We start from the raw sequence: 24,540 nt of genomic DNA on the forward strand, positions 1-24,540 counted from the left end.
GGAGAAAGTATGTCGCTGGAAAACGCCCCGGATGACGTCAAGCTGGCGGTCGATCTTATTGAACTGCTAGAAAGCAACAACATCGCCCCGGAAATAGTGCTGAGCGCACTGGAAATGGTGCGCTCGGACTATGTCAACAAGCTGAAAGCATCACAAGACGCTTCGTGAGTCTGTTACGCCACCATTAAAAAGGGCGACATCCTGTCGCCCTTCTCGTTAATCAGCAATAAGCGGCGTACCGTCATTTTTGCCGTCACGCTTCACTTCCGTCACCTCATCCCCCTTTTCATTGTGCAGATGCACTTCCAGTTGGTTGAAGGCGATGTTGATGTCGTTTTCGCGGCACAAACGATCGATAGTACGGTTTAACTCATCGACGGTATAGCTACGGTCGCGCAGTTCACGTACATACAGACGAAGTTCGTGATCCAAGGTGCTGGCACCGAATGTGGTGAAGAATACAGAAGGTTCCGGGTCATGCATGACCTTCGGGTGGCTGGTTGCCGCTTGCAGCAGCACCGCCTTCACTTTATCCAGATCTGAACCATACGCCACGCCAAGCCGGATAACGACACGGGTAATGGTATCGCTGAGCGACCAGTTGATAAGGCGTTCGGTCACAAAGGCTTTGTTCGGAATAATCACCTCTTTACGGTCAAAATCGGTGATGGTGGTAGCGCGAATACGGATTTTGCTGACCGTCCCGGAGAAGGTACCGATGGTCACGGTATCGCCAATACGAACCGGGCGTTCGAACAGAATAATCAGACCAGAAACGAAGTTACCGAAGATCTCCTGTAAACCAAAACCTAAACCAACCGATAGCGCCGCAGCCAGCCATTGCAGTTTATCCCACGAGACGCCTAGCGAACCGAACACCGCCATCGCGCCGACAACCAGAATGACGTAGTTCAGAATGGTAGTAATGGCGTAGGATGCGCCCTGACGCATGTTCAAGCGCGACAGTACCAGCACTTCCAGCAGCCCCGGCAGGTTGCGAATCAACGCCCACGCGACCATCGAAGCAATAATCGCAAACAGCAGGCTCCCCATGGTGACGTTTTTCACCACGCTGGCTCCGGCTTCGGTGCCGTTGTAATGCCACAGCGTAATGCTGTCGAGATAGCTAAAGACGGTGATTAAATCTGACCAGATAGCCCAGAACATCACGCCAAACAGCGCCACCATCACTAGCATGGTGATACGCAGCGTCTGCTGGTTGATTTGTTCAAGCGCGATGGTCGGTTCTTCCTGCGGCTCCGCCCCTTCAGCGCCCTCTTTGACCATATTCTGCCGGCGTGCAACCGCACGACGGTAGGCAATACGACGCGCCGCGACGCTCAGACCGCGCAGTACGGTCTGATAGAGCAAGTTCCAGAAAATGACCAGATAGACGGTTTCAATCCAGCGCCCGGAAAGGCGTAGCGTGGTATAGAAGTAGCCCGTGGCGGTCAGCACCATCAGACCCAGTGGAACCAGAGACAGCACGGTTACCGTCAGAAGACGCAGGCTGTGCGACTCTTTATCACGCCAGCTTTCACGGCACATCGGCCACGTCAGGATGGCGATGGCCAGCAGGTTCAGCAGGATAACGAACTGCCCCAGCACATCGTCCATTAGATTGAGCGGCGAAAGCTCAGACACTACCGACCAAAAGTGCAGCGGCAGCAGCGCTAGGCTAATGCGGACAATCTGACGTCGCCAGTGGCTGGTCAGTTGCTCCGGCATATTAAAGTGGCGCACGGCAACGCCATTCTTTTCCAGCACCTTCCAGCACAGGCCAAAGACCAGCCAGAATATCGCCAGCTTCTTACTAAACGCCCACAGCAATGCGCTGATATTAAGCTGCATGGTCAGCAGCACGAGGCCAGCCGCGAGGATCAGCAGCACCACCGGTAGGGCGCGGATGAGATCGATGAGTATTGCTTTCGGCGTATGCAATTGACTGTCGTTACGCAGATTGCCGACCTGACTGCCCAGTTTATCCTGATAATCACGCAACCACTGGAGACGCCAGCGGATAAGCCCGGCAATGAGCAACAGCGGCAGTCCGGCTAAGAAGGCAATAAACACCGCCGGCCACGCTTTTTCCCAGTTCACGGTGATTTTCATCGATTTAAACTGGTTTTTTAGCGCTTCAGGGAAGGATTTGATCCAGTCCCAGTCCATCGGCCTGTTGCTGTTCACCCAGAAAATTTGCTGGGTCAGAATCGATTTCAGGCTTTTGGATACGCTCATCAACTGCTGCTGATTAATCTGCAGGTTGATGGCCATCATCAGTTGGTTGCCTAACTGCTTGTTGATTAAATCAAGCATTTCGCGGCGGGAGTCGACAATCTGCAACAACGCATCGTGAACTTCCGCGTCCACTTCACCGCTGTGCCCCTCTTCCATTTTGGCAACGAATTCATCGCCCTGGAATAACGCATCACGCTGCTGGTTAATCTCAAATTGTTCCAGACGCAGGTCGGCGATACGGGTGGTCATGTCCTCCAACTCATCGGCCGACGGCAGTGTCTGTTGCTGCTGGTAGAGAATACGCGACAACAGCAGGCTGCCTTTTAATACCGCAATCTGCTCTTTAACGTTTTGCTCTGATTGCAGCGCACGGTCGAGCCAAGTTTTCACCTTGATATTCTGCTGCACCAGCTGGTTGCCGCTTTCCGTGGCGGTGATCAATTTCTGGCTCAGTTGGTGGTTAACTTCCAGCTCCTGCTTCACCAGCGGGTTGCCCTGAATATGAGCAGCTTCTTCCGGCGAGGCCGACTCGGCAACGGTTTTCTCCGATAGGGTCAAACGCTTGCTGTTAACCGCGTCCTGCAGCAGTTGAAGCTGATGTTCAAGTCGAGTGCTGTAGGCGGTTACGTAGTCGCGCTGCTTTTGCAGGGTATCTTGCAAGACGGTGTTGCCCGCCAGACTTTTACGCTGCAGTTCAATCTCAGCATCGAGCAGAGACTTTTGCACCAGCAGCATGGTTTGCTGAGTCGGTCGCAGCGCATCTCCTGCGGTGGCGCCGTTAAGGCTATTGCGCACCTGCAAAAGCTGCTGTGAAGCTGAGTTCATCGCGTTTTGCACGCGCTCCGGCTGGGTCTGTAATGAGACCAGTTGGCTGTTATAGGTCGCAAGGTCGTTTTGAGCATTCTGCAGATCGTCAACTAACTGCGAAACGCGGGCTTCCAGTTGGCGAAGCGACAGCGTAGCGAGCGTTTTACGCGTCTCGTCATCATTATCAACGTCGCTCAGCGCATTCAAGTTATCCGTTGCCTGACGCAACTTGGCTGGCGCCTGTTCAATCTGTTTCTGCAGTTGCGCAGACTCGTCCTTAATGCGAGCGATTTTATCCAGCAACTGGAGCGTTTCGTTAAGATCCTGCTGCACCAATTTATCCTGAGGCGTCAGGTCTTTTTTATTATTAAGCGTAGTCAGTTGATCCTGAACATCTGCACGGTCAGGAATATCGGCGCTGCTTAGCGCACGGGCTTGCGCCACGGCCATAGAGAAGAAGAAGCAGACAGCAACAATGAGAAATGCAGAGATCGTGGCCCGTGGGCGGATGTTATGCAGCATAATGTGAACACGTGTAGTGGTTAAAGCCGGTAGCGAGCCGGAGATAAATACCGGCGCAGAATAGCACTTTAGAGAACGGCCGAATAGCTGGAGATTCTAGGATTCTTCCGGGTGTGGAAAGGGCGCGCTAGGCGTCGATATCTCCACGCAGCGTCGGGCAAAACTGGTACATTTCGATCAAAATAGCCACATAGGCTCGTGCCTCAGCTCGCAGATCGAACGCCGACGGTATAGACAGCCAGTTCTCCATTAACCCGGAAATATAGCTACGGGTTAAAATTGCCGCCCGGCGACGTAATAGATTAGCCGGTAAAGCATTCGCGACGATACAGTCATTTAACGCTTGTTCAATTCTATCGTAACTTTCAATACATAAATTGTGCTGTGCCTGTTGCACAACCGCCATTTCACCGACAAACTCACACTTGTGAAAGATAATCTCCATCATCAAGCGTCGGCGTTCTTCAACCACGGTTGCTTCTAGGATGTAAACAAGGATTTCCCTTAAGACTGATAGTGGATCGTCCGGGAATTTTACCCGATACTCAATCTCAAGATCGCTGATGCTGGATTCTGATAACGCCCAGATTTCGTTAAAGAGATCCGACTTATCCTTAAAGTGCCAGTAAATCGCGCCGCGCGTCACCCCGGCCGCTTTTGCAATCTCGGCCAGTGAAGTAGATGATACCCCCTGCTGTGAGAATAACCGCAGGGCAACATCTAGGATGTGTTGACGCGTAATTTGCGCCTGTTCTTTGGTTTTTCGTGCCATAGGTCGGTGAATTTACAGAGGTTAGATTTACATACATTTATGAATGTATGTACCATAGTATGACGATAATACAAACGCAGCAATGGGTTTGTGGACGCTTGTTCCATTGATCAATTTGAAATCGGACACTCGAGGTTTACATATGAACAAAAACAGAGGGTTAACGCCTCTGGCGGTCGTTCTGATGCTCTCAGGCAGCTTAGCGCTAACAGGATGTGACGACAAACCAGCTCAGCAAGGAGCACAACAGGCACCAGAAGTTGGCGTTGTGACGCTCAAATCTGAACCTCTTGTAATCACGACAGAATTACCCGGCCGTACGAATGCATTCCGCGTGGCGGAAGTTCGTCCGCAGGTCAGCGGTATTATTCTGAAACGCAACTTTACCGAAGGTGGTGATATCACCGCAGGTGAGTCGCTTTATCAGATTGATCCGGCAACCTATCAGGCATCTTATGAAAGCGCCAAAGGGGATTTAGCGAAAGCACAGGCCGCCGCGAATATTGCCAAACTCACCGTTAATCGTTATTCCAAACTGCTGGGTACGCAGTACATCAGCCGTCAGGATTACGACACCGCCGTCGCCGATGCACAACAGGCTAACGCTGCCGTTGTTGCGGCAAAAGCCGCTGTTGAAACCGCGCGTATCAACCTTGCCTACACCAAAGTGACCTCGCCTATCAGCGGACGCATTGGTAAATCTTCCGTGACCGAAGGCGCACTGGTGCAAAACGGCCAGGCCACCGCGCTGGCAACCGTTCAGCAGTTAGATCCTATCTACGTTGACGTGACCCAATCCAGTAACGACTTCTTACGTCTGAAGCAGGAACTGGCTGACGGCAAGCTGAAGCAGGAAAACGGTAAAGCGAAAGTGGATCTGGTGACCAACGACGGCATCAAATACCCGCAGAGCGGAACGCTAGAGTTTTCTGACGTCACCGTTGACCAGACTACCGGGTCTATCACCCTGCGCGCTGTGTTCCCTAACCCAGATAATACGTTACTGCCGGGCATGTTTGTCCGCGCTCGCTTGGAAGAAGGGACCAACCCGACCGCGCTGCTGGTGCCACAGCAAGGTGTGACCCGTACGCCACGCGGTGATGCAACCGCACTGGTCGTGGGCGAAGGCGATAAAGTCGAAACTCGTCAGATCGTAGCATCACAGGCTATTGGCGATAAATGGCTGGTGACCAGTGGTTTGAAAGATGGCGATCGCGTGATTATCACCGGTCTGCAAAAAGTGAAGCCGGGCGCGCAGGTTAAAGCCCAGGAAGTCACTTCTGACGCTAAACAGTCTGCGGCAGCAGGCGGCGCTCAGTCAGAACAAACCAAGTCTTAACTTAAACAGGAGCCGTTAAGACATGCCTAATTTCTTTATCGATCGCCCCATATTTGCATGGGTGATCGCCATTATTATCATGCTGGCTGGGGGGCTATCGATCCTCAAATTGCCGGTAGCGCAATATCCAACGATTGCGCCGCCTGCGATTTCGATCACAGCCATGTACCCCGGTGCTGACGCCGAAACTGTGCAGAACACGGTTACTCAGGTTATCGAACAGAATATGAACGGTATCGATCACCTGATGTACATGTCCTCCAACGGCGACTCCACCGGTACTGCCACCATCACTCTGACCTTCGAATCAGGTACCGATCCAGATATCGCCCAGGTTCAGGTTCAGAACAAGCTCGCTCTGGCGACGCCACTTCTGCCGCAGGAAGTTCAGCAGCAGGGTATCAGCGTTGAAAAAGCCTCCAGCAGCTTCTTGATGGTCGTCGGCGTTATCAACACCAACGGCACCATGAATCAGGATGATATTTCTGACTACGTGGCTGCCAACATGAAGGATGCCATCAGCCGTACCAGCGGTGTGGGTGACGTTCAGCTGTTTGGTTCCCAGTACGCGATGCGTATCTGGATGGACCCGAACAAACTGAACAACTTCCAGTTGACGCCGGTTGACGTAATTGCTGCGCTGAAAGCACAGAACGCCCAGGTTGCCGCAGGCCAGTTAGGTGGTACACCGCCGGTGAAAGGCCAGCAGCTGAACGCCTCCATCGTGGCGCAGACCCGTCTGACTAACGTCGATGAGTTCAGCAACATTCTGCTGAAAGTGAATCAGGATGGCTCTCAGGTTCGCCTGCGTGATGTCGCGAAGGTAGAGCTGGGCGGTGAAAACTATGACGTTATCGCTAAGTTTAACGGCCAGCCGGCTTCCGGTCTGGGGATTAAACTGGCTACTGGCGCTAACGCCTTGGATACCGCGAACGCTATCCGCGCCGAACTGGCGAAGATGGAACCGTTCTTCCCATCAGGCTTGAAAATCGTTTACCCATACGACACCACCCCGTTCGTTAAGATCTCGATTCACGAAGTTGTGAAAACGCTGGTTGAAGCGATAATCTTGGTGTTCTTGGTCATGTACCTGTTCCTGCAGAACTTCCGCGCGACGCTTATCCCAACTATCGCCGTTCCGGTCGTCTTGCTCGGTACCTTTGCGGTACTTGCCGCCTTTGGCTTCTCTATAAACACGCTAACGATGTTCGGGATGGTGCTCGCCATCGGGCTGTTAGTGGATGACGCCATCGTGGTGGTCGAGAACGTTGAGCGTGTTATGGCCGAGGAAGGCCTGCCGCCAAAAGAAGCAACGCGTAAGTCCATGGGCCAGATTCAAGGCGCACTGGTCGGCATCGCGATGGTGCTGTCAGCCGTATTTATCCCGATGGCCTTCTTCGGTGGTTCTACCGGTGCAATTTACCGTCAGTTCTCCATCACTATCGTTTCTGCAATGGCGCTGTCCGTACTGGTAGCGTTGATTCTGACGCCGGCGCTGTGCGCCACCATGTTGAAACCTATCCAGAAAGGCAGCCACGGGGCAACCACCGGATTCTTTGGTTGGTTTAACCGGATGTTCGATAAGAGTACGCATCACTACACCGACAGCGTAGGCAACATTCTGCGTAGCACCGGTCGTTATCTGCTGCTGTATCTGATAATCGTAGTGGGAATGGCGTTCCTGTTCGTTCGTCTGCCAAGCTCGTTCCTGCCGGACGAAGACCAGGGCGTATTCCTGAGCATGGCGCAGCTGCCTGCTGGTGCAACCCAGGAGCGTACGCAGAAAGTACTTGATGAGATGACCAACTACTATCTCACCAAAGAAAAAGACAACGTTGAATCCGTCTTTGCTGTTAACGGCTTTGGTTTTGCGGGTCGTGGTCAGAACACCGGTATCGCCTTCGTTTCTTTGAAAGACTGGAGCCAACGTCCAGGTGACGAGAATAAGGTTGAAGCGATTACCGGACGTGCGATGGGCTACTTCTCACAGATTAAAGATGCGATGGTGTTCGCCTTTAACCTGCCAGCCATCGTTGAACTGGGTACCGCTACCGGCTTCGACTTCCAGTTGATCGATCAGGCCGGTTTGGGCCACGAAAAACTGACCCAGGCGCGTAACCAGCTGTTCGGCATGATTGCGCAGCACCCTGACATGCTGGCCGGCGTCCGTCCTAACGGTCTGGAAGATACGCCTCAGTTCAAGGTCGATATCGATCAGGAAAAAGCACAGGCGCTGGGCGTTTCTATTAGCGACATCAACACCACGCTGGGTACGGCCTGGGGTGGTAGCTACGTCAACGACTTCATCGACCGTGGTCGCGTGAAGAAGGTGTATCTGATGTCTGAAGCGAAATACCGTATGCTGCCGGAAGATATCGGTAACTGGTACGTTCGTGGCAGCAATGGTCAGATGGTTCCGTTCTCAGCGTTCTCAACTTCACGTTGGGAATACGGCTCACCGCGTCTGGAACGTTACAACGGTCTGCCATCGATGGAAATTCTTGGTCAGGCGTCACCGGGTAAGAGTACCGGTGAAGCGATGAACCTGATGGAAGAGCTGGCGGGTAAACTGCCTGCAGGTATCGGCTATGACTGGACGGGGATGTCCTACCAGGAACGTCTGTCTGGTAACCAGGCCCCTGCCCTGTATGCCATTTCACTGATTGTCGTATTCTTGTGTCTGGCAGCGCTGTATGAGAGCTGGTCGATTCCGTTCTCGGTCATGCTGGTTGTTCCGCTTGGGGTTGTCGGCGCACTGCTGGCGGCTACATTCCGCGGTTTGACCAACGACGTTTACTTCCAGGTAGGTCTGTTGACCACCATCGGGCTATCGGCGAAGAACGCAATATTGATTGTTGAATTCGCCAAAGACCTGATGGACAAAGAAGGTAAAGGTCTGATTGAAGCGACGCTGGAAGCGGTTCGTATGCGTCTGCGTCCAATCCTGATGACCTCGCTGGCCTTTATCCTCGGTGTTATGCCGCTGGTTATCAGTACCGGTGCAGGCTCTGGTGCCCAGAACGCCGTTGGTACGGGCGTAATGGGCGGGATGGTCACCGCGACCGTTCTGGCGATCTTCTTCGTTCCGGTGTTCTTCGTGGTTGTTCGTCGTCGCTTTAGTCGTAAGAGCGAAGACATTGAGCATAGCCATAACGTAGAACATCACTAAAATTCTGACAGCTAAAGGGCCGCGCAAGCGGCCCTTTTTTTATCCATCTTACCGATAAAAGCAGATGACACCTGTCTCGTCTGTTTTTTAATCAATCATAAAAAAGGTTGATATTGTTTTCGCGATTAATATTAAAAGAACGCTCCCTTATAAAATCGCAATTTGAGAATTGTCTTGAGTTTATTTTGAGTAAATCAGAATGGCTGTCATTTCTTAAATTAATTAAGAATATTCCTACGACGTGTACTGAAACTTCGTGAGAAATTTGTGGTCGAAGCTATTGAGTCGCTATAATCCGATAGATGCTTCTTATGTGGAAACAAGATGTTAGCCTTTAATGCTTAGCATTGTCCTGACCACTAAAGAAGAATAACCATCGGCGACTAAATTGTAATTTTTCGTAATAGCTCGGTGAAATCTTTTCCAGAGTGGATTATAGTTACAGCAGATCGGGGACATGTACATGTTTCTGGTTAACCAGCAGTACCCATCCCGCACCGGTATTTGTTATTCGTTGTTTGTTCTGCTATCAGGGGGATGCGTTATGGACGAATACTCACCAAAAAGACATGATATCGCACAGCTTAAGTTTCTTTGCGAAACCCTGTATCATGACAGCCTTTCCACGCTGGAAGAGAGCAACCATGGCTGGGTTAATGACCCTACTTCAGCAATCAACCTACAGCTAAATGAACTGATAGAACATATTGCAACGTTCGCACTTAATTATAAGATTAAGTACGATGAAGATAATAAACTGATTGCACAGATTGACGAATATCTGGATGATACTTTCATGCTGTTCGGCAACTACGGCATTAATAGCGATGATTTACTTAAATGGCGCAAGTCAGGGAACAGGCTTTTCCGCTGTTTTGTCAACGCTAGCCGTGCTAACCCCGTTAGCCTCTCTTGTTAAAACTATTACAATCAATAGGTGAATTATGTCTGATAAACCACTAACTAAAACTGATTATTTGATGCGACTACGCCGCTGTCAGTCAATTGATACTCTAGAGCGCGTCATTGAAAAAAATAAATATGAACTTTCTGATAATGAACTGGCGGTATTTTACTCAGCAGCCGATCATCGTCTGGCTGAATTGACCATGAATAAGCTGTACGACAAAATCCCGTCAACCGTATGGAAGTTCATTCGCTAATCTTTCTTCTGTTGTGAGCACAAGGTTCATCTCTCCTGTTTTGACCTATAACTGTGATTATTATCACAACTACAATTCGGGAACGTTCCCAAAAAGCCGATAGCCTTTTATGGTAGTGGCTTCCCGTATACGGAGGCTCCCATGAGTACTGAAAAGCAAAAAATGATTGCTGGCGAGCATTATCGCCCGGCAGACGACACGCTAAGAATGGACCGGGTACGCGCAAGGCACCTTATCCACCGTTATAACCACACGGCCCCTGATGAAAAAACCACCCGTGCGCAACTCCTCAGCGAACTATTAGGCAAAGGCGATGACGCCTATATTGAGCCGACGTTTCGCTGCGACTATGGCTATAACATTTTCCTTGGCACCAATTTCTACGCCAATTTTGATTGCGTCATGCTAGATGTGTGCCCTATCCATATTGGTGATAACTGTATGCTGGCCCCCGGCGTACATATTTATACCGCAACGCATCCGCTCAATGCCGATGAACGCAATAGCGGCGTGGAATACGGCAAACCGGTCGCGATTGGCAATAATGTTTGGATTGGCGGGCGCGCCATTATTAATCCCGGCGTGACAATCGGCGATAATGCGGTAATTGCGTCAGGCGCCGTGGTGGTCAAGGATGTCCCAGCGAATGCCGTAGTCGGTGGCAACCCCGCTAAAATCATCAAAATGGTGAGCTGAAAGATTGACGGACTGTTATGCTTTTTTGCAACTGATCTGTTACTTTCAGTATGGATTAATGCAACATACAATAGGCTATTGAGCCTTCCGTTGCCGAGCATAAGATGTCAGAGATCCAGCGATTACTCACGCAAACTATTGATGAACTGAATTTAGCTGAAAAGCGTGACAACCGCCCACGCTTTAGTATCAGTTTTATCCGCAATCATCCCGGCCTATTCATCGCCATGTACCTTGCCTTCTTTGCAACCCTCGTGGTGATGATGCGTTCTGATACGCTGGCGGATTCGGTCTGGCTACTGTGGCTGATGTTTGTGCTGCTTAACGGTTTCTTCTTCTTCGACGTTTATCCACGCTACCGATACGAAGATATTGATGTGCTGGATTTCCGCGTCTGCTACAACGGCGAGTGGTATAACACCCGCTTTGTCCCACCGCAGCTTATTGAACGCATCCTGAACTCCAGCCGCGTAGATGGTCAGTCGAAAACGCAGTTGCAGAAAATGCTCTCAACCAAAGGTGAGCTGTCGTTCTACGATATTTTCAGTCTTACCCGCAGCGGTGCTGCGCAATAAGGCGCTGTAGCGCGCGTATTGCCGTTGCAAATTGTGACGCTGACGTATTGCCATAGCCCAGCACCAACCCCGAGAGGGCGTGCTGGGGATTAAGATAAAACGTGCTCAACGCACTGGGCGCTAACTGATGCTGGCGCGCTTGGCGCACCAACTCCACATCATCAATCCCCTCAATGGCTACGGTTAAATGCAGCCCTCCTTCCCCCGCCATGACGCTGTGCTCAACCGTGAGCTCCTGTTCCAACGCCTCGTGCAGCTGCGCTTGCCGTTTTCGGTATAAACGGCGCATCGCGGCGAGATGACGCGCATAGTGTCCTTCTTCAATAAAGCGTGCCAAGGCACGCTGCTCGGCACGATGGCCTCCACGAAGCAGCGCACGAATTGCCGGCTGTGCCGATTCCACCAGTGCAGGCGGCAGCACCATAAATCCAATCCGCAGCGACGGAAATAACGTTTTACTGAAGGTGCCTAAATAGACCACCGGGGCATTGTCGACCATGCCCCGCATTGCTGGAATGGGCTCGCCGCTAAAGCGAAACTCACTGTCATAATCATCCTCGACAATCCAAGCACCATTTTGGCGGGCGTACTCCAACAGCGCTAGGCGGCGCGCGGCGCTGAGTACGCTACCGGTAGGGTACTGATGTGATGGAGAGGTAAAAATGAGCGTCGGAGCGGGTAGGTCGCGGTTGATTTTCATCCCTTCCTCGTCCACCGGTACGCCTTCCAGCTTCAGCCCGGCGGAAATAAACGCGCTCTTTGCGCCGAAATAACCCGGTTCTTCAACCCAAGCGGTTTGTCCAGGAACGCTGAGCAACTGAGTGCACAGGTTAACCCCTTCCAGCGCCCCTTCCGTAATCACTATTTGCCGGGCATCGCAGTTAATACCGCGAGAGAGAGCCAAATGGCGGGCAATCGCCACCCGTAGCGGCCATTCCCCTGCCGAATCCCCGTAGCCGAGCACGCTGCTCCCCTCTTCCCGCAGGACGTTATCAAGCAGCCGTCGCCACAACGGCAGTGGAAAATAGTTGATAGCTGGCGTCCCAGGCGCGAATAGCAGCGGCGGCGTATCGCGCGGCAAAACTGGCGGTAGGGCCTGCAAACGCGGTGATAAAGACGCCGACACATTTACCGTTGAACAATCACGGCTGTACGACTGAGGCAGCGCGGTCACTCGCGAACCCCGGCGATCTCGACGTAAATAGCCCTCCATCGCCAGCTGTTCCAGCGCCGCGTTCACCGTGTTACGTGAAATCGATAACCGCTGTGCCATCACCCGAGATCCGGGAAGCCAGCTTTGCGCCTGCAGTTGCCCCTGCATAATCGCCTCTTTCAGCGTGACGTACAGGCTGCGTTGCAGCGTTTCACCGTCGCGTGACCGCAGTGAACGCGCAAGCATAGTGAAAAAGGGATCGTCAGGAATATTCATCTCGCCTCCTCATGGCACCATAAAAAGATACGCCAATGGCACTTTTTATGGAACCAGTAAACCTCTACGCTCAGCGTATTGTTTCTTTTCCCAAGGAGAGGTTATGAGTCAGCTTAATCAGTTTGGTCAGTTAATTGGCGATGCCCTGCAAGATTGGCAACCGCGCCAGCACCCGCAACGTGTAACCCTAGAAGGCCGTTATTGTCGTCTGGAACCGTTAAGCCTTAAACATGCCGACGCGCTGTTTGCCGCCCACCAGCAGGCAACAGACACTCGCAGCTATACGTGGCTGCTACGCGAACCGGAAAGCTCGCTGGAAGAGTACCGCCAGTGGATATCGAGCATCGAAACCCTTCAAGATCCGATTCAGTTTGCGGTGATAGACACCCGAACAGATCTCGCGGTAGGCTCCCTGGCGCTGATGCGGATTGACGCGAAAAACGGCGTGATGGAAGTCGGCCACGTTCACTTCTCGCCGCTGTTGTCCCGCACCCCGGCGTCAACAGAAGCGCAGTGGCTGTTGATGCGTTATGCCTTTGAAGCATTGGGATATCGTCGCTACGAATGGAAGTGTAATAGCTTTAACGAACCGTCGCGCAAGGCCGCGCTGCGCTTAGGTTTTCAATTTGAAGGACGTTTTCGTCAAGCGCTGGTGATTAAAGGTCATAACCGCGACACCGACTGGTTTTCAATCATCGATAGTGAGTGGCCCGCTCTGGATGAAGCCTTCCAGAAATGGCTTGCCGCCGACAATTTTGGTGCCGACGGCAAGCAAATCCACTCCTTGGAGACATTACGAAAAGCAAGCGCTTAACGGCGTTTCTTACGCCCCTGCACCGCCTTAAAACGGGGGTTAGATTTGCAGATAACGTACAGACGCCCTTTGCGTTTGACTATCTGGCAGTCCGGATGGCGCTGCTTTGCACTGCGCAATGAGTTAAGAACCTGCATCATGAACCTCTTTTGACGTCAACAAAGCGACCAAATCGCTGAGTGAAACGCGCCACGCTGCCTTCTGCAGACGCCGTACGCTGTTTACCGGTGTAATACGGATGCGATTTAGACGAAACATCAATCGTGACATAAGGATATGTCACCCCTTCCAGCTCAATTTCCCGGTCGGTTTTGATGGTTGACCCTACGGTAAAGAACTCATTGGCACTGGTGTCATGAAACACGACAGGACGATAATGGGGATGGATATTCGCTTTCATTTGACCCTCGATCATTACGTTATAACATAACAATTACGATACGCCGTCATCCTACACATTACAACCCTTCTCTTTGCATGGTTTTGCTATTGCTATTTTTCGCAAAAGCTCAGACCCCCGCGCGAACATAAATTAGAAATTAACGTTATTGGAGCCGTTTTTCGCATTCAGGCAGGCTGTCACTATCAACCCAAAGGAGATATCCCATGCAGCGCTGTTGTTGTCATCCCCCTTTCGCACCGCCTGAATTACCAAGCATAAATCTGCAAAACGGAGAAAATAATGAGCCTGACCACGTTGCCAATTTTAAGCCTCGCGCAGTATCACCAGCCGTCTGAGCGTGACGCGTTTCTCGCGCATCTTCGCCATGCGGCCCGCGACGTGGGCTTCTTCTATCTCACCGATCACGGTATCGATGCTGCCTTGCAGCGGTCGCTGCAATCTGAATCTCGCCGTTTTTTCGCCCTGTCCGACGAACAAAAACAGCAGGTGGCGATGATTCATTCCCCACATTTTCGCGGCTATAACCGCAGTGCCGCCGAGCTCACGCGCGGCCAGCCGGATTGGCGGGAACAGTTTGATATCGGCGCCGAACGGCAGGCGGTGTCATTACGTGAACACGACCCTCGCTGGCTTCAACTTCAGGGACCGAATCTCTGGCCGGAATCATTGCCTACCCTGCGCCCGGTACTGCTGCAATGGCAGCGTGCAATGACTGAAATGGCGATGACTCTGCTGCGCGCCTTTGCTGAGGCGTTGCAGCTTCCGCCAGAAGCTTTCGATACGCTGTACGGCGAGAAGCCAAACGAACACATCAAGCTCATTCGCTATCCGGGTCAGCAGGAAACGCACAGCAGCACCCAGGGCGTAGGCGCGCACAAAGACTCCGGTTTTCTGAGCTTCCTCCTGCAAGACGAGCAGAAAGGCTTACAAGTTGAGGTCAGTGACGGCCAGTGGATTGACGCCAAACCGCTGCCGGGCAGCTTTGTGGTCAATATTGGCGAATTGCTGGAACTGGCGACCAACGGCTATTTGCGAGCAACCGTTCATCGTGTGGTTTCACCACCGGCCAATCAGCAACGTCTGTCCATCGCCTTCTTCCTTGGCGCACAACTCGATGCGGTAGTGCCGGTGTACTCGCTGCCGGAAGCGCTGGCGCGGGAAGCCACCGGGCCGCAAAGCGACCCGCAAAATCCGCTGCTGCGGGACGTCGGTTGGAACTACCTGAAAGGCCGCCTGCGCTCCCATCCGGACGTGGCTGAACGTTATTACCGGGATGTGCTGCGCGCGCGCAGTGAACAACTTATCGCCTGACCCCATTATTCAAACAAGGATACCCAACATGAAACATGCCGCATTTAAACTGGCAGGAATTGCACTGTCTCTTTCTCTGGCTTGGAACGCCTCCGCCGAGCCACTGCGCATCGCCGCTGATCCAGTGCCGCACGCAGAGATCCTCAACTTCATTAAAAAACAGGATCCAAAGCTTGACCTAAAAATCGTCGAGCTGACCAGCGGCGTCAACGCCAACGAACTGCTGGCCAATGGCGACGTTGATGCCAACTATTTCCAACATGTGCCGTACTTAAAGGATCAGGAAAAAGCGCTGGGCAAAACCTTTGCCGTGGCCGCCACCGTGCACATTGAACCGCTGGGGATTTACTCGCGCAAACATAAAGATCTGCAATCGCTGCCGGAAGGCGCCACCGTCGCGGTGCCGAATAACACCACCAACTTAAGCCGCGCATTGTTCCTGTTACAAAGTAAGGGACTGATTAAACTGGATGCAAAATTTACCGACCCGGCGACCACCCTCGCCACGCCGAAAGATATCGTTGAGAACCCGCACAAGCTGAAGATCCTCGAAGTGGAATCTCCGCAGATCCCACGCTCGTTGGATGATGTCGATCTGGGCGTGATTAATGGCAACTATGCCCTAGAGGCGGGTCTGTCACCGGCAAAAGACGCGCTGGGAATCGAGAGCGCCACCAACAACCCTTACGCCAATATTCTGGTCACCAACCCGCAGCTGGCAAACGATCCCCGAATTAAAGAGCTGGCAAAAGATCTGACCTCGCCGCAGGTGGCTGAATTTATTCGCCAGCACTACAACGGCTCGGTGATCCCGGTTAACGCGCCGAAATCATGATTGTCATCGAAGGGCTGAGCAAACAGTATGCCGGGAGCGGCCAACCGGCACTCAACGATGTTTCGTTCACCGTTCCGAAAGGGGCGATTTACGGGATACTTGGGCGCAGCGGCGCAGGAAAAAGTACCCTGATCCGCTGCCTGAATTTACTGGAGCGGCCCAGCGCGGGCCGCATCCTGTTCAACGGTGAAGATATCGTGCAGTACGATAAGGCGCGCCTGCGTGCCCATCGCCTGCGCACCGGCATGATATTTCAGCACTTCAACCTGCTACATGCCCGCAATGTTGCCGACAACGTGGCGGTGCCGCTGGAAATCGCTGGCGTACCAAAACCACAGCGGCAAAAAAGAGTGGCGGAACTGCTGGCGCTGGTTGGCCTCGGCGACAAAGCCGACGCCTTCCCTTCTCAGCTTTCCGGCGGACAAAAACAGCGCGTCGGCATTGCCCGCGCGCTGGCGGCTGACCCAGACGTGCTGCTGTGCGATGAAGCTACCAGCGCGTTGGATGCCGAAACCACTGCCAGCGTGCTGGCACTGCTGGAGACCATTAATCGCCAGCTCGGGCTGACCATCGTTTTGATTACCCACCAGCTTGAAGTGGTCAAAAATCTCTGCGATCACGCGGCACTTCTGGAAGCGGGCGAACTGCAAGAGAGCGGCAAAATAGCCGATCTACTGGCGGCACCTTGGTCACGCCTACGGGATATTTTACTCAGCGATGGCGAAGAAGAACGGCGCTTCCTCGCACGCCACGGTTTGGACAGGAGACATCTATGCATAGTCGCATGAGCTGGGAAGATTTATGGCCTTTACTGGTCGACGGTACGCTGGATACCGTTTATATGGTCGGGCTGGCGGCCCTGTTCACCGTGTTGATAGGTCTGCCGATTGGCGTGCTGCTGTTTTTGTCCCGCCGCCATGGGCTAATGCCGATGCCGCGTCTTAACGCCGTGCTGGGTACCGTTATCAACACCGGCCGCTCGCTGCCGTTTATCGTGCTGCTGATCGCCTTAATCCCCTTTACCCGGCTGCTGGTTGGCACCACGCTTGGCAGTACGGCCGCCATTGTGCCAATCACTATCGGTGCATTTCCGTTCTTTGCTCGCCTGACGGAAAGCGCCCTAGATGAGGTTGATTACGGGCGTATCGAAGCCGTGCTCTCCATGGGCGGCAACATCTGGCACATCATCACTAAAGCGCTACTCCCAGAAGCGCTTCCGGCACTATTGGCGGCAACCACGTTAACGGTGGTGATGTTAATTGGCTTCTCCTCAATGGCCGGCGTTATTGGCGGTGGCGGGCTAGGCGACTTGGCAATTCGCTATGGCTATCAGCGTTTTAACGATCAAATTATGGTCGGCACGGTGCTTATTCTGGTGCTGATGGTACAAGGCGTACAGATGGGTGGCGACAAGTTGGTCAGAGCGCTGGCGCATCGACGCTAAATCCATTGGGAAATCGATTACACCCTCTAAGCGCATGGAATGTCGGGTATACTTGTCGTACCTCTCCCAGGATAAGGACTGACAGTGACTACTCGACATCAGGTCGGTCTAATAACCGGCATGCTTATCCTGGCCATACTTCTGCCCATTATTTTAAGCATCTGGCTGGCGCAACGAGAAGCGCATAAGCAATTTATTGCAGAACAAGAGACCTACGCCTCAAGGGTACTGATTCGCACCGAGCAGGTGATGAATCAAGCGAAAGGCGCGCTAAAACAAATGGATGGCTTGGCTGCCCCCGGCTGTAGCCCGGCGCATTTACAGGAGATGCGCCGCCTCTCCTACTCTTGGCGTTATATTCAGGAAGTGCTGTATCTCGATGGTCTCACCGCAAAATGCTCATCGCTTGAAAGCAACGGCATTCCCTTTACCTTTCCCAAACCCGACAGGATCATTCCCTCAGGTTATCGCGCTTGGTATACACAACAAAACGATGTCGGTATTCGTCGCTATATGGCGGCCTTTGCCTCCGATCACCATATGGTGATCATTGACCCGATGTCGTTTATTGATGTGATACCCTTCACCCACGCCACGACGCAGGTAGCACTGCTCAGCACCCACAATAACCGGGTGCTCGCCAGCAGCGCTGAACTTAATAAACAGGCTTGGACGCGCATTCGACAGGGCAATCTGGAGTCGTTGACCGACAATAATACCGTCTATACCGTGCGCCAGTATCCCGATCTGCAAGTGGCGATCATGACTTGGTCCTCAAGCCTGCCGCTGTCTGAACGCCTGCGTCATCAACTGATCATCTGGATGCCCATCGGCGTGCTGATGAGCCTGTTGGCAAGCTGGTTGATTATTCGCGTGCTGCGCCGCCTGCAATCACCGCGCCAGCAGGTGCTGGATGCGCTGAACAACGCTGAGATTAGCGTCAACTATCAGCCCATCGTCTCGCTTGCTGACGGCAAGGTCGTGGGCTGCGAGTCGCTCGCCCGTTGGAAGCAGTCCGATGGCACCTACCTGTCGCCAGATATCTTTATCCCACTTGCCGAAGAAACCGGGCTGATTACCCAGTTGACGGAAAATGTAGTGAAGATGGTGTTTCGCGATCTCGGCAAATGGTTGCATATGCACCCCGAGCTACACGTTTCGATTAACCTGTCGGTAGCCGATTTTCAGTCGGTGATGCTGCAAACCCTCCTCCACCAGCAGCTCAGAGTCTGGCAGGTGCAGCCGCAACAAATTGCCCTTGAGTTGACCGAACGCGGGTTTGCCGACCCAAAAACGACGTTGCCGGCCATCGCCGCCTATCGCCGCGCTGGACATGCGGTCTATATCGATGATTTTGGCACTGGCTACTCGAGCCTGCGTTATCTGCAGGATTTAGAAGTCGATACCCTAAAGCTCGATAAATCATTCGTTGATACGTTGGAATACGCACAGGTCACGCCATACATCATAGAGATGGCGAAAACGCTGCGGCTGAACGTGGTAGCAGAAGGCATTGAAACGCCCAGCCAAGAAGCATGGTTGCGCGAACATGGCGTACAGTTTGGGCAAGGCTGGCTGTATAGCAAGGCCCTTAAGAAAGAGGCCTTTATTCTCTGGGCAGAGGACAACCTGCGGATGCATCAAAGTTAAACGAGTAGGGTAGGCCGGATAAGGCGTTTACGCCGCCATCCGGCAATCGGTGCCGGATGGCGCTTCGTTTATCCGGCCTACCGCGTTAATTCCCTTATTTGAGCGTCATTCATGCATGCTCGACTTTTTCCACCCGGCGTTGCGCCACACGCGGCAGTTGGAACCACGGCAGGCAGATTTGAATCAACGGGCCAATCGCCAGCGCATACAGCACGGTTCCGACGCCAAACGTGCCGCCAAGCAGCGTACCAATAACCAGCACCGAAAGTTCAATCGCCATGCGGATCCAGCGCACCGGCCAGCCGGTACGGGCATGAATACCGGTCATCAGCCCATCGCGCGGGCCTGCGCCAAAACCGGCACCAATATACATGCCCGTCGCCAAGGCGTTCAGGATCACTGCCAGCCCCAACATCACGCTACGCAGCCAGAGCGATTCCAGCGGCGGCATCAGCGCCAACGTCGCGTTCGCAGCCAGTCCCAGCACAATCACATTGCTGATGGTGCCAAGACCAGGGCGCTGACGCAATGGGATCCACAGCAGCAATACCACTGCGCCGGTTAAGATCATCACCATGCCAATATTTAGAGAGGTCAAGCCCGCGACCCCAAGGTGGAAGACGTTCCACGGGTCGGCGCCCAGATTGGCGCGGACATAAACGGCGGTCGATACCCCGTAGAGCATTAACCCAAAGTAAAGCTGAATCAGTCGGCGTAGCATGATTACCTCTGCGGAGTCGTTTGAGGGTTTTATCATCGGCAAAAATGGCATTATGATTAATGACCAGTTTTTAAAAAGTGGACTGCACTGATGATCCGACGCTCCGCCACCCAATCGCTCGTTCGCCTGTTAGGCCACTGGCAAGAAACACCCTCTTCCACGCCTATATGGCGGCAGTTGACGGACGCACTGCGGCTGTTAATTCTGGATGGGCGCCTGCCGCTCGGAACCAGACTTCCGGGCGAGCGCGAATTTGCCAGCGCCCTTTGCGTCAGCCGAACCACCATCGCCAGCGCGTTGGCGCAGTTGCGTGATGAAGGCTATGTGCAAAGCCGCCAAGGCAGCGGTTCTACGGTCACGCTCAGCGCTGAGCTCAACCCGCGCGCGCCGCGTATCTCCTCCTCACCAACGCTGGATCTCTCCACCGCTGCGCTGGCAGCCGGTGCCGAAATCCATCAAGCCTACAGCCACGCGCTCAGCATGTTGCCCGGTTATCTTGCCCATACCGGTTACGATCAGCATGGACTGCTCGTTCTGCGAGAGGCTATCGCCCGGCGCTACAGTGAGCGTGGTCTGCCCACCACCGCCGACGAAATTATGCTGGTCAACGGCGCAGTCAGCGGGCTGGCGCTGATTCTGCGCTATCTCACCGGGCCTGGAGACCGCGTAGTGGTGGAAACACCGACCTATCCGCTAGCGATAGCCGCCATTGAAGGCGCATCTTGCCGTCCGGTGGCGCTACCGCTGCCCGATAAAGGTTGGGATACCGATGGCCTCGCAGCCATTATTGCCCAGACGGCCCCGCGCCTGGCTTATCTGATGCCCGATTTTCAAAACCCAACCGGGCAGTGTATGGATAGCGCGACGCGGCAAATCGTCGCCGACATGGCCGCCCGTACCTGCACGACGCTGGTGGTCGACGAAACGATGGTTGATTTATGGTACAACGCTCCCCCACCGCCGCCGCTGGCCGCATTTAATTCAGACGCGCCGATCATTACCGTAGGCTCGACTGGGAAAAGCTTTTGGGGTGGCCTGCGATTGGGTTGGGTGCGCGCGTCATCGCAGACTGTTGCGGCATTAATTCAAACCCGCGATACGCTTGATCTTGGCTCGCCGCTTCTTGAACAATTGGCAACCTGCTGGTTGCTGGAAAATGAGGCCTCGCTGCTGCCCGAAAAAAGGCGTCAGCTAAAAACCCGCCGCGATATGTGTGCCGACCTGATGCGAGAATTTTTCCCCCAGTGGAAATTTATTCTACCGGAAGGGGGATTGTCATTTTGGGTTGAACTGCCGGAAATGATGGCGACACGCTTTGCGGCCCGCGCTGAAGGCTACGGCATTCATCTGGGTGTTGGCACGCGTTTTGGGCTGGCGGGTGGCGGAGAACGAAATCTGCGGATCCCCTTCACACTGGATGACGATACGCTACGCCGCGCCTTTACCACATTACAGCCGATATGGGCGACGTTAGCAGGCCAGCACGGCGCAAATAAAATGCGGAAAATAATTTAACCGCGCGCAAAAGGGAAAATGAACCCAATAGCGTAGCCAGCCTGATGTTTATATTATTTTGCGTAGTTTAGCTGCGCGAAATAATATATTAGTGCTGAGGGGGGATCGGAAAGCCTTTTAGAGAAATAACGAAAGATTCTCCCTCTTTTTTAATTTTAGCACCGGTATCGCACCAGTCTGAGGCAATTCGAAAGAACTCATCGCTGCCTACATTCCAGTTTAGAAGAACATGCTTTACGTAGCCCGAGCGTAACAAATCACAGGCTTCACCATAGTTTGCCGCTATTGAAGGTTGCTGTTTCATTTTCTCTTCTTCAGGATTTTTCGTAATGCCTTGATTTCTTTAGGTGTGAATGGGGCAACATCTTCTTCCGTATGCTGGCTGTCAATGTCGTCTTCACATACACCCGCCTCAACTTCTGTTCCAAATGCCAGCTGTAACAGCTTTTCCGTCGCTGCACTCAACGTTAGGCTATTAGCCTCTGCGTAGTGGCGAAGTCCTTCTTTTACCGTCTCATCAATTTTTACGTTAAGCACTGCGACTGTCATGTTTACTCCTTCCGTAGCAACGCGTTTGCACGCGGCTAAAATGGTTTTTGTATTATTTCTGTAATAACTAATACATCAAACCAATAGTACATTCCACAAATATATTTATAACATTCACGGTAATGTTAAAACCTAATGTTAATTTAAATACAATTTATGACACATAGATGACAGTATTGTTACAAGTAAATGAAGTTTAAATGAATGAAAGCGAGAGGCGTGATAAATAACCACAAAATATCTATGTGAATAAAGGATTTGGGGGAGATAAGAAATTTAGGGAGGCACAAATGGGTGGGGGCCCTGCCAGCTACATCCCGGCACACGCGTCATCTGCTTTGGCTGCTTCCTTCCGGACCTGACCTGGTAAACAGAGTAGCGTTGCGGGAGAACCAACAGAGCCCCCATTGAGAGCGTTGTTCCCAACGCGCTGGCGCATTATCACTGCTGAGCCAGCCAATTGCAAGCTATCCGCTTTTACCTGCTGGATTCTTGCACAATTCCCTCTTCCCACTGACCATCAGTCTGATTATGCTGATACTTCTGCTTTCAGGAATAGACTATGGACGCTCAAGACTCGTTTCCCCACCGCGTATGGCAAATCGTCGCCGCAATCCCGCAAGGATACGTAACCACCTACGGTGATGTTGCAAGACTTGCCGGATCGCCTCGCGCGGCAAGACAGGTCGGTGGCGTTCTCAGACGTTTGCCGGAAGGCTCCACGTTACCGTGGCATCGGGTGGTTAATCGCCATGGCGCGATTTCGCTGACGGGCCCCGATCTCCAGCGACAACGACAGGCGCTGTTGGCCGATGGGGTGCAAGTTTCCGGGAGTGGGCAAATTGATATGCAGAAATACCGCTGGCACTACTAACGCTTTATTCTGTGTGATTCAACGGGTGATTACATCCGGCAAAAAAATGCCCTCACTCAGGAGGGCATTTGTCTTTACGGAATCTGCACTGGCGCAGCGTCCTGAACCGGAACCGGCGTTTGCTGCACCGGAACCATCATCAGATCGGCTTTCGTGCCGCCACGGTTTATCACTTCCTGAATGGTATCGGTGATAAACAGCAGTTTACCGTTAAGGGTTACCGCAGCACTTAACAGGATACGCGCATTCGGCTGGATATCCGCTGGGTTGTATGGCAGCACAAAGCTAAACGGTGCCTGCTTGCCTTCCGTCCGGGTGACTTTCTGCGACAGCACCTTCGATGGTGCATCGGCCAGCGACGCATCAGACAGCGTGACCGTCAACACCGCATCCGGCGGCAGGGCAACTTTCTGGCGGATAATCACATTACCGGAGACGTTCGGCCCAGATATCGGTTGTGCGGCGGCCGCTGCTTCTGGTGCTGGTGTCTGATTCTGACTTTGCTGGTGCGTCTGCGCACAGCCTGCAACGGCAAGTGCAATAGCCAGACCGCTTAAGATCGGCACAAGTTTCATTAGCATTCTCCTTTTTGATCACCCAAATTGAGCCAATTTTCTCAATCAGATGACAACGCTTTAACAAACTTAACCGCTTAAGTGTGGCACATATTTTACATTAATACCTGCAAACACCCCATTATTCAGACAATTGAACCCATCGGACCACTCGCGAAATTACGTTATAATGGAAGTATTCACCTGCCGCTATGGCAATAAAATCTAAAATTCTAGAGGGTACCAATGAGCCAGGCGCTATCAAATTTACTGACATTATTAAATCTGGAAAAAATTGAAGAAGGCCTGTTCCGTGGTCAGAGTGAAGACTTGGGTCTGCGCCAGGTATTTGGCGGACAGGTTGTTGGCCAAGCGCTGTATGCCGCCAAAGAGACCGTTCCAGCCGATCGTTTAGTCCACTCGTTCCACAGCTATTTTCTGCGACCAGGCGACAGCCAAAAGCCCATTATTTACGATGTCGAAGTACTGCGCGATGGCAACAGCTTCAGCGCGCGTCGCGTCGCCGCCATCCAAAATGGCAAGCCGATTTTTTACATGACGGCATCCTTCCAAGCGCCGGAACCGGGCTATGAGCACCAGAAAACCATGCCGGTGGCCCCTTCCCCGGACGGCCTGCCATCGGAAACAGATATCGCCCGCTCGCTGTCTCATCTGCTGCCACCGCAGGTTGCGGAGAAATTTCTGTGCGATAAGCCCATTGAGATCCGCCCGGTTGAATTCCACAACCCGCTGAAGGGTCACGCCGCAGAGCCGCGCCGTCAGGTGTGGATGCGCGCCAACGGCGCGGTGCCGGACAATCTGCATATCCATCAGTACCTGCTGGGCTACGCCTCTGATTTTAATTTCCTGCCGGTGGCGCTGCAGCCTCACGGCGTGGGCTTCCTCGAACCGGGTATGCAGGTGGCGACCATTGACCATTCCATGTGGTTCCACCGTCCGTTCAACCTGAACGAATGGCTCCTGTATAGCGTGGAAAGCACCTCGGCCTCTAGCGCGCGTGGCTTCGTACGCGGCGAATTCTATACCCAAGATGGCGTGCTGGTTGCTTCGACGGTGCAAGAAGGGGTCATGCGTAACCGAGGTTAACCTTGGTTTAGCCCACAAAAAAGCCTCCCATTGGGAGGCTTTTTTGGCTTTGG

25 protein-coding genes and 1 other RNA gene are annotated in these 24,540 nt (G+C 53.0%); 16 read left to right on the top strand and 10 right to left on the bottom strand.

Features of this window, described 5'->3' with window-relative positions; genetic code table 11:
• Positions 1-9 precede the first annotated feature (9 nt).
• Positions 10-168 (top strand): pleiotropic regulatory protein RsmS, encoded by a 159-nt coding sequence (rsmS, locus tag AB4K05_RS05435; protein ID WP_368478975.1) that lies wholly within the window; start codon positions 10-12, stop codon positions 166-168.
• Positions 169-216: 48 nt separating this feature from the next.
• On the opposite strand, the gene mscK is transcribed toward rsmS, so the two are convergent.
• Together mscK and acrR are read right to left on the bottom strand one after the other, a co-directional pair.
• The gene (gene mscK / locus AB4K05_RS05440; protein ID WP_368478976.1) at positions 217-3,567 is read right to left on the bottom strand and encodes a mechanosensitive channel MscK; all 3,351 of its coding nucleotides are present in this window, start codon (positions 3,565-3,567) and stop codon (positions 217-219) included.
• Between the two features lie 127 nt (positions 3,568-3,694).
• On the bottom strand, positions 3,695-4,339 hold the full coding sequence (acrR, locus tag AB4K05_RS05445; RefSeq protein WP_368478977.1) for a multidrug efflux transporter transcriptional repressor AcrR: 645 nt from the start codon (positions 4,337-4,339) through the stop codon (positions 3,695-3,697).
• A gap of 142 nt (positions 4,340-4,481) precedes the next feature.
• Here acrR and acrA point away from each other — a divergent pair, with 142 nt between their 5' ends.
• From acrA to AB4K05_RS05475, 6 genes are all read left to right on the top strand, one after another.
• Complete coding sequence (gene acrA, locus AB4K05_RS05450) at positions 4,482-5,678, top strand: multidrug efflux RND transporter periplasmic adaptor subunit AcrA (RefSeq protein ID WP_368478978.1); 1,197 nt, start codon at positions 4,482-4,484, stop codon at positions 5,676-5,678.
• Between the two features lie 22 nt (positions 5,679-5,700).
• Positions 5,701-8,847, top strand: a complete 3,147-nt coding sequence (gene acrB / locus AB4K05_RS05455; RefSeq protein WP_368478979.1) for a multidrug efflux RND transporter permease subunit AcrB — start codon at positions 5,701-5,703, stop codon at positions 8,845-8,847.
• A gap of 544 nt (positions 8,848-9,391) precedes the next feature.
• The gene (tomB, locus tag AB4K05_RS05460) at positions 9,392-9,766 is read left to right on the top strand and encodes an Hha toxicity modulator TomB (protein ID WP_368479168.1); all 375 of its coding nucleotides are present in this window, start codon (positions 9,392-9,394) and stop codon (positions 9,764-9,766) included.
• Positions 9,767-9,791: 25 nt separating this feature from the next.
• Positions 9,792-10,010, top strand: a complete 219-nt coding sequence (locus tag AB4K05_RS05465; RefSeq protein WP_035891858.1) for an HHA domain-containing protein — start codon at positions 9,792-9,794, stop codon at positions 10,008-10,010.
• Positions 10,011-10,151: 141 nt separating this feature from the next.
• Entirely contained in the window at positions 10,152-10,706 is a 555-nt protein-coding gene (gene maa, locus AB4K05_RS05470; protein ID WP_368478980.1) for a maltose O-acetyltransferase, read from the top strand.
• Between the two features lie 104 nt (positions 10,707-10,810).
• A complete protein-coding gene (locus AB4K05_RS05475; protein WP_368478981.1) occupies positions 10,811-11,281 on the top strand; it encodes a YlaC family protein in 471 nt (156 codons plus the stop codon).
• On the opposite strand, the gene AB4K05_RS05480 is transcribed toward AB4K05_RS05475, so the two are convergent.
• A complete protein-coding gene (locus AB4K05_RS05480) occupies positions 11,256-12,710 on the bottom strand; it encodes a PLP-dependent aminotransferase family protein (protein WP_368478982.1) in 1,455 nt (484 codons plus the stop codon). The two genes, AB4K05_RS05475 and AB4K05_RS05480, sit on opposite strands and share 26 nt — an antisense overlap.
• A gap of 103 nt (positions 12,711-12,813) precedes the next feature.
• Here AB4K05_RS05480 and AB4K05_RS05485 point away from each other — a divergent pair, with 103 nt between their 5' ends.
• Entirely contained in the window at positions 12,814-13,524 is a 711-nt protein-coding gene (locus tag AB4K05_RS05485; RefSeq protein WP_368478983.1) for a GNAT family N-acetyltransferase, read from the top strand.
• Here the strand turns inward: AB4K05_RS05485 and ykgO are convergent.
• Together ykgO and AB4K05_RS05495 are read right to left on the bottom strand one after the other, a co-directional pair.
• Positions 13,521-13,661 (bottom strand): type B 50S ribosomal protein L36, encoded by a 141-nt coding sequence (gene ykgO, locus AB4K05_RS05490; protein WP_003859006.1) that lies wholly within the window; start codon positions 13,659-13,661, stop codon positions 13,521-13,523. The genes AB4K05_RS05485 and ykgO overlap by 4 nt on opposite strands.
• Positions 13,661-13,924, bottom strand: coding sequence for a type B 50S ribosomal protein L31 (locus AB4K05_RS05495; RefSeq protein ID WP_368478984.1), 264 nt, complete (start codon positions 13,922-13,924; stop codon positions 13,661-13,663). Before AB4K05_RS05495 ends, ykgO begins: the two co-directional genes overlap by 1 nt.
• Before the next feature lie 282 nt (positions 13,925-14,206).
• On the opposite strand from AB4K05_RS05495, the gene AB4K05_RS05500 reads away from it, so the two are divergent.
• The 5 genes from AB4K05_RS05500 to AB4K05_RS05520 all read left to right on the top strand — a co-directional run bounded on the left by AB4K05_RS05500 (position 14,207) and on the right by AB4K05_RS05520 (position 19,167).
• Complete coding sequence (locus AB4K05_RS05500; RefSeq protein ID WP_368478985.1) at positions 14,207-15,238, top strand: isopenicillin N synthase family dioxygenase; 1,032 nt, start codon at positions 14,207-14,209, stop codon at positions 15,236-15,238.
• A gap of 28 nt (positions 15,239-15,266) precedes the next feature.
• On the top strand, positions 15,267-16,073 hold the full coding sequence (locus tag AB4K05_RS05505; protein ID WP_368478986.1) for a MetQ/NlpA family ABC transporter substrate-binding protein: 807 nt from the start codon (positions 15,267-15,269) through the stop codon (positions 16,071-16,073).
• The gene (locus AB4K05_RS05510) at positions 16,070-16,861 is read left to right on the top strand and encodes a methionine ABC transporter ATP-binding protein (RefSeq protein WP_368478987.1); all 792 of its coding nucleotides are present in this window, start codon (positions 16,070-16,072) and stop codon (positions 16,859-16,861) included. Before AB4K05_RS05505 ends, AB4K05_RS05510 begins: the two co-directional genes overlap by 4 nt.
• Positions 16,858-17,517 carry a methionine ABC transporter permease gene (locus AB4K05_RS05515; protein WP_368479169.1) on the top strand — a complete coding sequence of 220 codons (660 nt, stop codon included), beginning with the start codon at positions 16,858-16,860 and terminating at the stop codon, positions 17,515-17,517. The genes AB4K05_RS05510 and AB4K05_RS05515 overlap by 4 nt, the downstream gene beginning before the upstream one ends.
• Before the next feature lie 84 nt (positions 17,518-17,601).
• Positions 17,602-19,167: an EAL domain-containing protein gene (locus AB4K05_RS05520; protein ID WP_368478988.1), complete on the top strand. Its 1,566-nt coding sequence runs from the start codon at positions 17,602-17,604 to the stop codon at positions 19,165-19,167.
• A gap of 109 nt (positions 19,168-19,276) precedes the next feature.
• Here the strand turns inward: AB4K05_RS05520 and AB4K05_RS05525 are convergent, their stop codons facing one another.
• On the bottom strand, positions 19,277-19,888 hold the full coding sequence (locus AB4K05_RS05525; protein WP_368478989.1) for a YitT family protein: 612 nt from the start codon (positions 19,886-19,888) through the stop codon (positions 19,277-19,279).
• Positions 19,889-19,975: 87 nt separating this feature from the next.
• Between AB4K05_RS05525 and AB4K05_RS05530 the strand changes: the two genes are divergently transcribed.
• Complete coding sequence (locus AB4K05_RS05530; protein WP_368479170.1) at positions 19,976-21,403, top strand: PLP-dependent aminotransferase family protein; 1,428 nt, start codon at positions 19,976-19,978, stop codon at positions 21,401-21,403.
• Positions 21,404-21,491: 88 nt separating this feature from the next.
• Here AB4K05_RS05530 and AB4K05_RS05535 read toward each other — a convergent pair whose 3' ends face one another.
• The 3 genes from AB4K05_RS05535 to ffs form a co-directional block, all read right to left on the bottom strand.
• Entirely contained in the window at positions 21,492-21,707 is a 216-nt protein-coding gene (locus tag AB4K05_RS05535) for a hypothetical protein (protein WP_368478990.1), read from the bottom strand.
• Positions 21,704-21,952: a hypothetical protein gene (locus tag AB4K05_RS05540; RefSeq protein ID WP_368478991.1), complete on the bottom strand. Its 249-nt coding sequence runs from the start codon at positions 21,950-21,952 to the stop codon at positions 21,704-21,706. Before AB4K05_RS05540 ends, AB4K05_RS05535 begins: the two co-directional genes overlap by 4 nt.
• Before the next feature lie 301 nt (positions 21,953-22,253).
• Positions 22,254-22,350: signal recognition particle sRNA small type (ffs, locus tag AB4K05_RS05545), an RNA gene on the bottom strand.
• Positions 22,351-22,514: 164 nt separating this feature from the next.
• Here ffs and AB4K05_RS05550 point away from each other — a divergent pair.
• Positions 22,515-22,826, top strand: a complete 312-nt coding sequence (locus AB4K05_RS05550; RefSeq protein ID WP_368478992.1) for an MGMT family protein — start codon at positions 22,515-22,517, stop codon at positions 22,824-22,826.
• A 74-nt stretch (positions 22,827-22,900) separates the two neighbouring features.
• Here the strand turns inward: AB4K05_RS05550 and AB4K05_RS05555 are convergent, their stop codons facing one another.
• Positions 22,901-23,401 (bottom strand): YbaY family lipoprotein, encoded by a 501-nt coding sequence (locus tag AB4K05_RS05555; RefSeq protein WP_368478993.1) that lies wholly within the window; start codon positions 23,399-23,401, stop codon positions 22,901-22,903.
• 225 nt (positions 23,402-23,626) lie between these two features.
• On the opposite strand from AB4K05_RS05555, the gene tesB reads away from it, so the two are divergent.
• Complete coding sequence (gene tesB, locus AB4K05_RS05560) at positions 23,627-24,487, top strand: acyl-CoA thioesterase II (protein ID WP_368478994.1); 861 nt, start codon at positions 23,627-23,629, stop codon at positions 24,485-24,487.
• The last annotated feature ends 53 nt before the right edge of the window (positions 24,488-24,540 follow it).

It is taken from the genome of Kluyvera sp. STS39-E (genome assembly GCF_040932435.1).
Classification (GTDB): Bacteria; Pseudomonadota; Gammaproteobacteria; order Enterobacterales; family Enterobacteriaceae; genus Kluyvera.

Excerpts from the sequence above, each read along its gene's own strand:
- AB4K05_RS05475 (WP_368478981.1), top strand. The coding sequence starts at position 10,811 with ATGTCAGAGATCCAGCGATTACTCACGCAAACTATTGATGAACTGAAT.
- acrA (WP_368478978.1), top strand. The coding sequence starts at position 4,482 with ATGAACAAAAACAGAGGGTTAACGCCTCTGGCGGTCGTTCTGATGCTC.
- tomB (WP_368479168.1), top strand. The coding sequence starts at position 9,392 with ATGGACGAATACTCACCAAAAAGACATGATATCGCACAGCTTAAGTTT.
- tesB (WP_368478994.1), top strand. The coding sequence starts at position 23,627 with ATGAGCCAGGCGCTATCAAATTTACTGACATTATTAAATCTGGAAAAA.
- mscK (WP_368478976.1), bottom strand. The coding sequence starts at position 3,567 with ATGCTGCATAACATCCGCCCACGGGCCACGATCTCTGCATTTCTCATT.
- AB4K05_RS05505 (WP_368478986.1), top strand. The coding sequence starts at position 15,267 with ATGAAACATGCCGCATTTAAACTGGCAGGAATTGCACTGTCTCTTTCT.
- AB4K05_RS05510 (WP_368478987.1), top strand. The coding sequence starts at position 16,070 with ATGATTGTCATCGAAGGGCTGAGCAAACAGTATGCCGGGAGCGGCCAA.
- acrR (WP_368478977.1), bottom strand. The coding sequence starts at position 4,339 with ATGGCACGAAAAACCAAAGAACAGGCGCAAATTACGCGTCAACACATC.
- acrB (WP_368478979.1), top strand. The coding sequence starts at position 5,701 with ATGCCTAATTTCTTTATCGATCGCCCCATATTTGCATGGGTGATCGCC.
- AB4K05_RS05465 (WP_035891858.1), top strand. The coding sequence starts at position 9,792 with ATGTCTGATAAACCACTAACTAAAACTGATTATTTGATGCGACTACGC.
- maa (WP_368478980.1), top strand. The coding sequence starts at position 10,152 with ATGAGTACTGAAAAGCAAAAAATGATTGCTGGCGAGCATTATCGCCCG.
- AB4K05_RS05540 (WP_368478991.1), bottom strand. The coding sequence starts at position 21,952 with ATGACAGTCGCAGTGCTTAACGTAAAAATTGATGAGACGGTAAAAGAA.
- AB4K05_RS05500 (WP_368478985.1), top strand. The coding sequence starts at position 14,207 with ATGAGCCTGACCACGTTGCCAATTTTAAGCCTCGCGCAGTATCACCAG.
- AB4K05_RS05525 (WP_368478989.1), bottom strand. The coding sequence starts at position 19,888 with ATGCTACGCCGACTGATTCAGCTTTACTTTGGGTTAATGCTCTACGGG.
- AB4K05_RS05515 (WP_368479169.1), top strand. The coding sequence starts at position 16,858 with ATGAGCTGGGAAGATTTATGGCCTTTACTGGTCGACGGTACGCTGGAT.
- AB4K05_RS05555 (WP_368478993.1), bottom strand. The coding sequence starts at position 23,401 with ATGAAACTTGTGCCGATCTTAAGCGGTCTGGCTATTGCACTTGCCGTT.
- AB4K05_RS05535 (WP_368478990.1), bottom strand. The coding sequence starts at position 21,707 with ATGAAACAGCAACCTTCAATAGCGGCAAACTATGGTGAAGCCTGTGAT.
- AB4K05_RS05495 (WP_368478984.1), bottom strand. The coding sequence starts at position 13,924 with ATGAAAGCGAATATCCATCCCCATTATCGTCCTGTCGTGTTTCATGAC.
- ykgO (WP_003859006.1), bottom strand. The coding sequence starts at position 13,661 with ATGCAGGTTCTTAACTCATTGCGCAGTGCAAAGCAGCGCCATCCGGAC.
- AB4K05_RS05485 (WP_368478983.1), top strand. The coding sequence starts at position 12,814 with ATGAGTCAGCTTAATCAGTTTGGTCAGTTAATTGGCGATGCCCTGCAA.
- rsmS (WP_368478975.1), top strand. The coding sequence starts at position 10 with ATGTCGCTGGAAAACGCCCCGGATGACGTCAAGCTGGCGGTCGATCTT.
- AB4K05_RS05550 (WP_368478992.1), top strand. The coding sequence starts at position 22,515 with ATGGACGCTCAAGACTCGTTTCCCCACCGCGTATGGCAAATCGTCGCC.
- AB4K05_RS05480 (WP_368478982.1), bottom strand. The coding sequence starts at position 12,710 with ATGAATATTCCTGACGATCCCTTTTTCACTATGCTTGCGCGTTCACTG.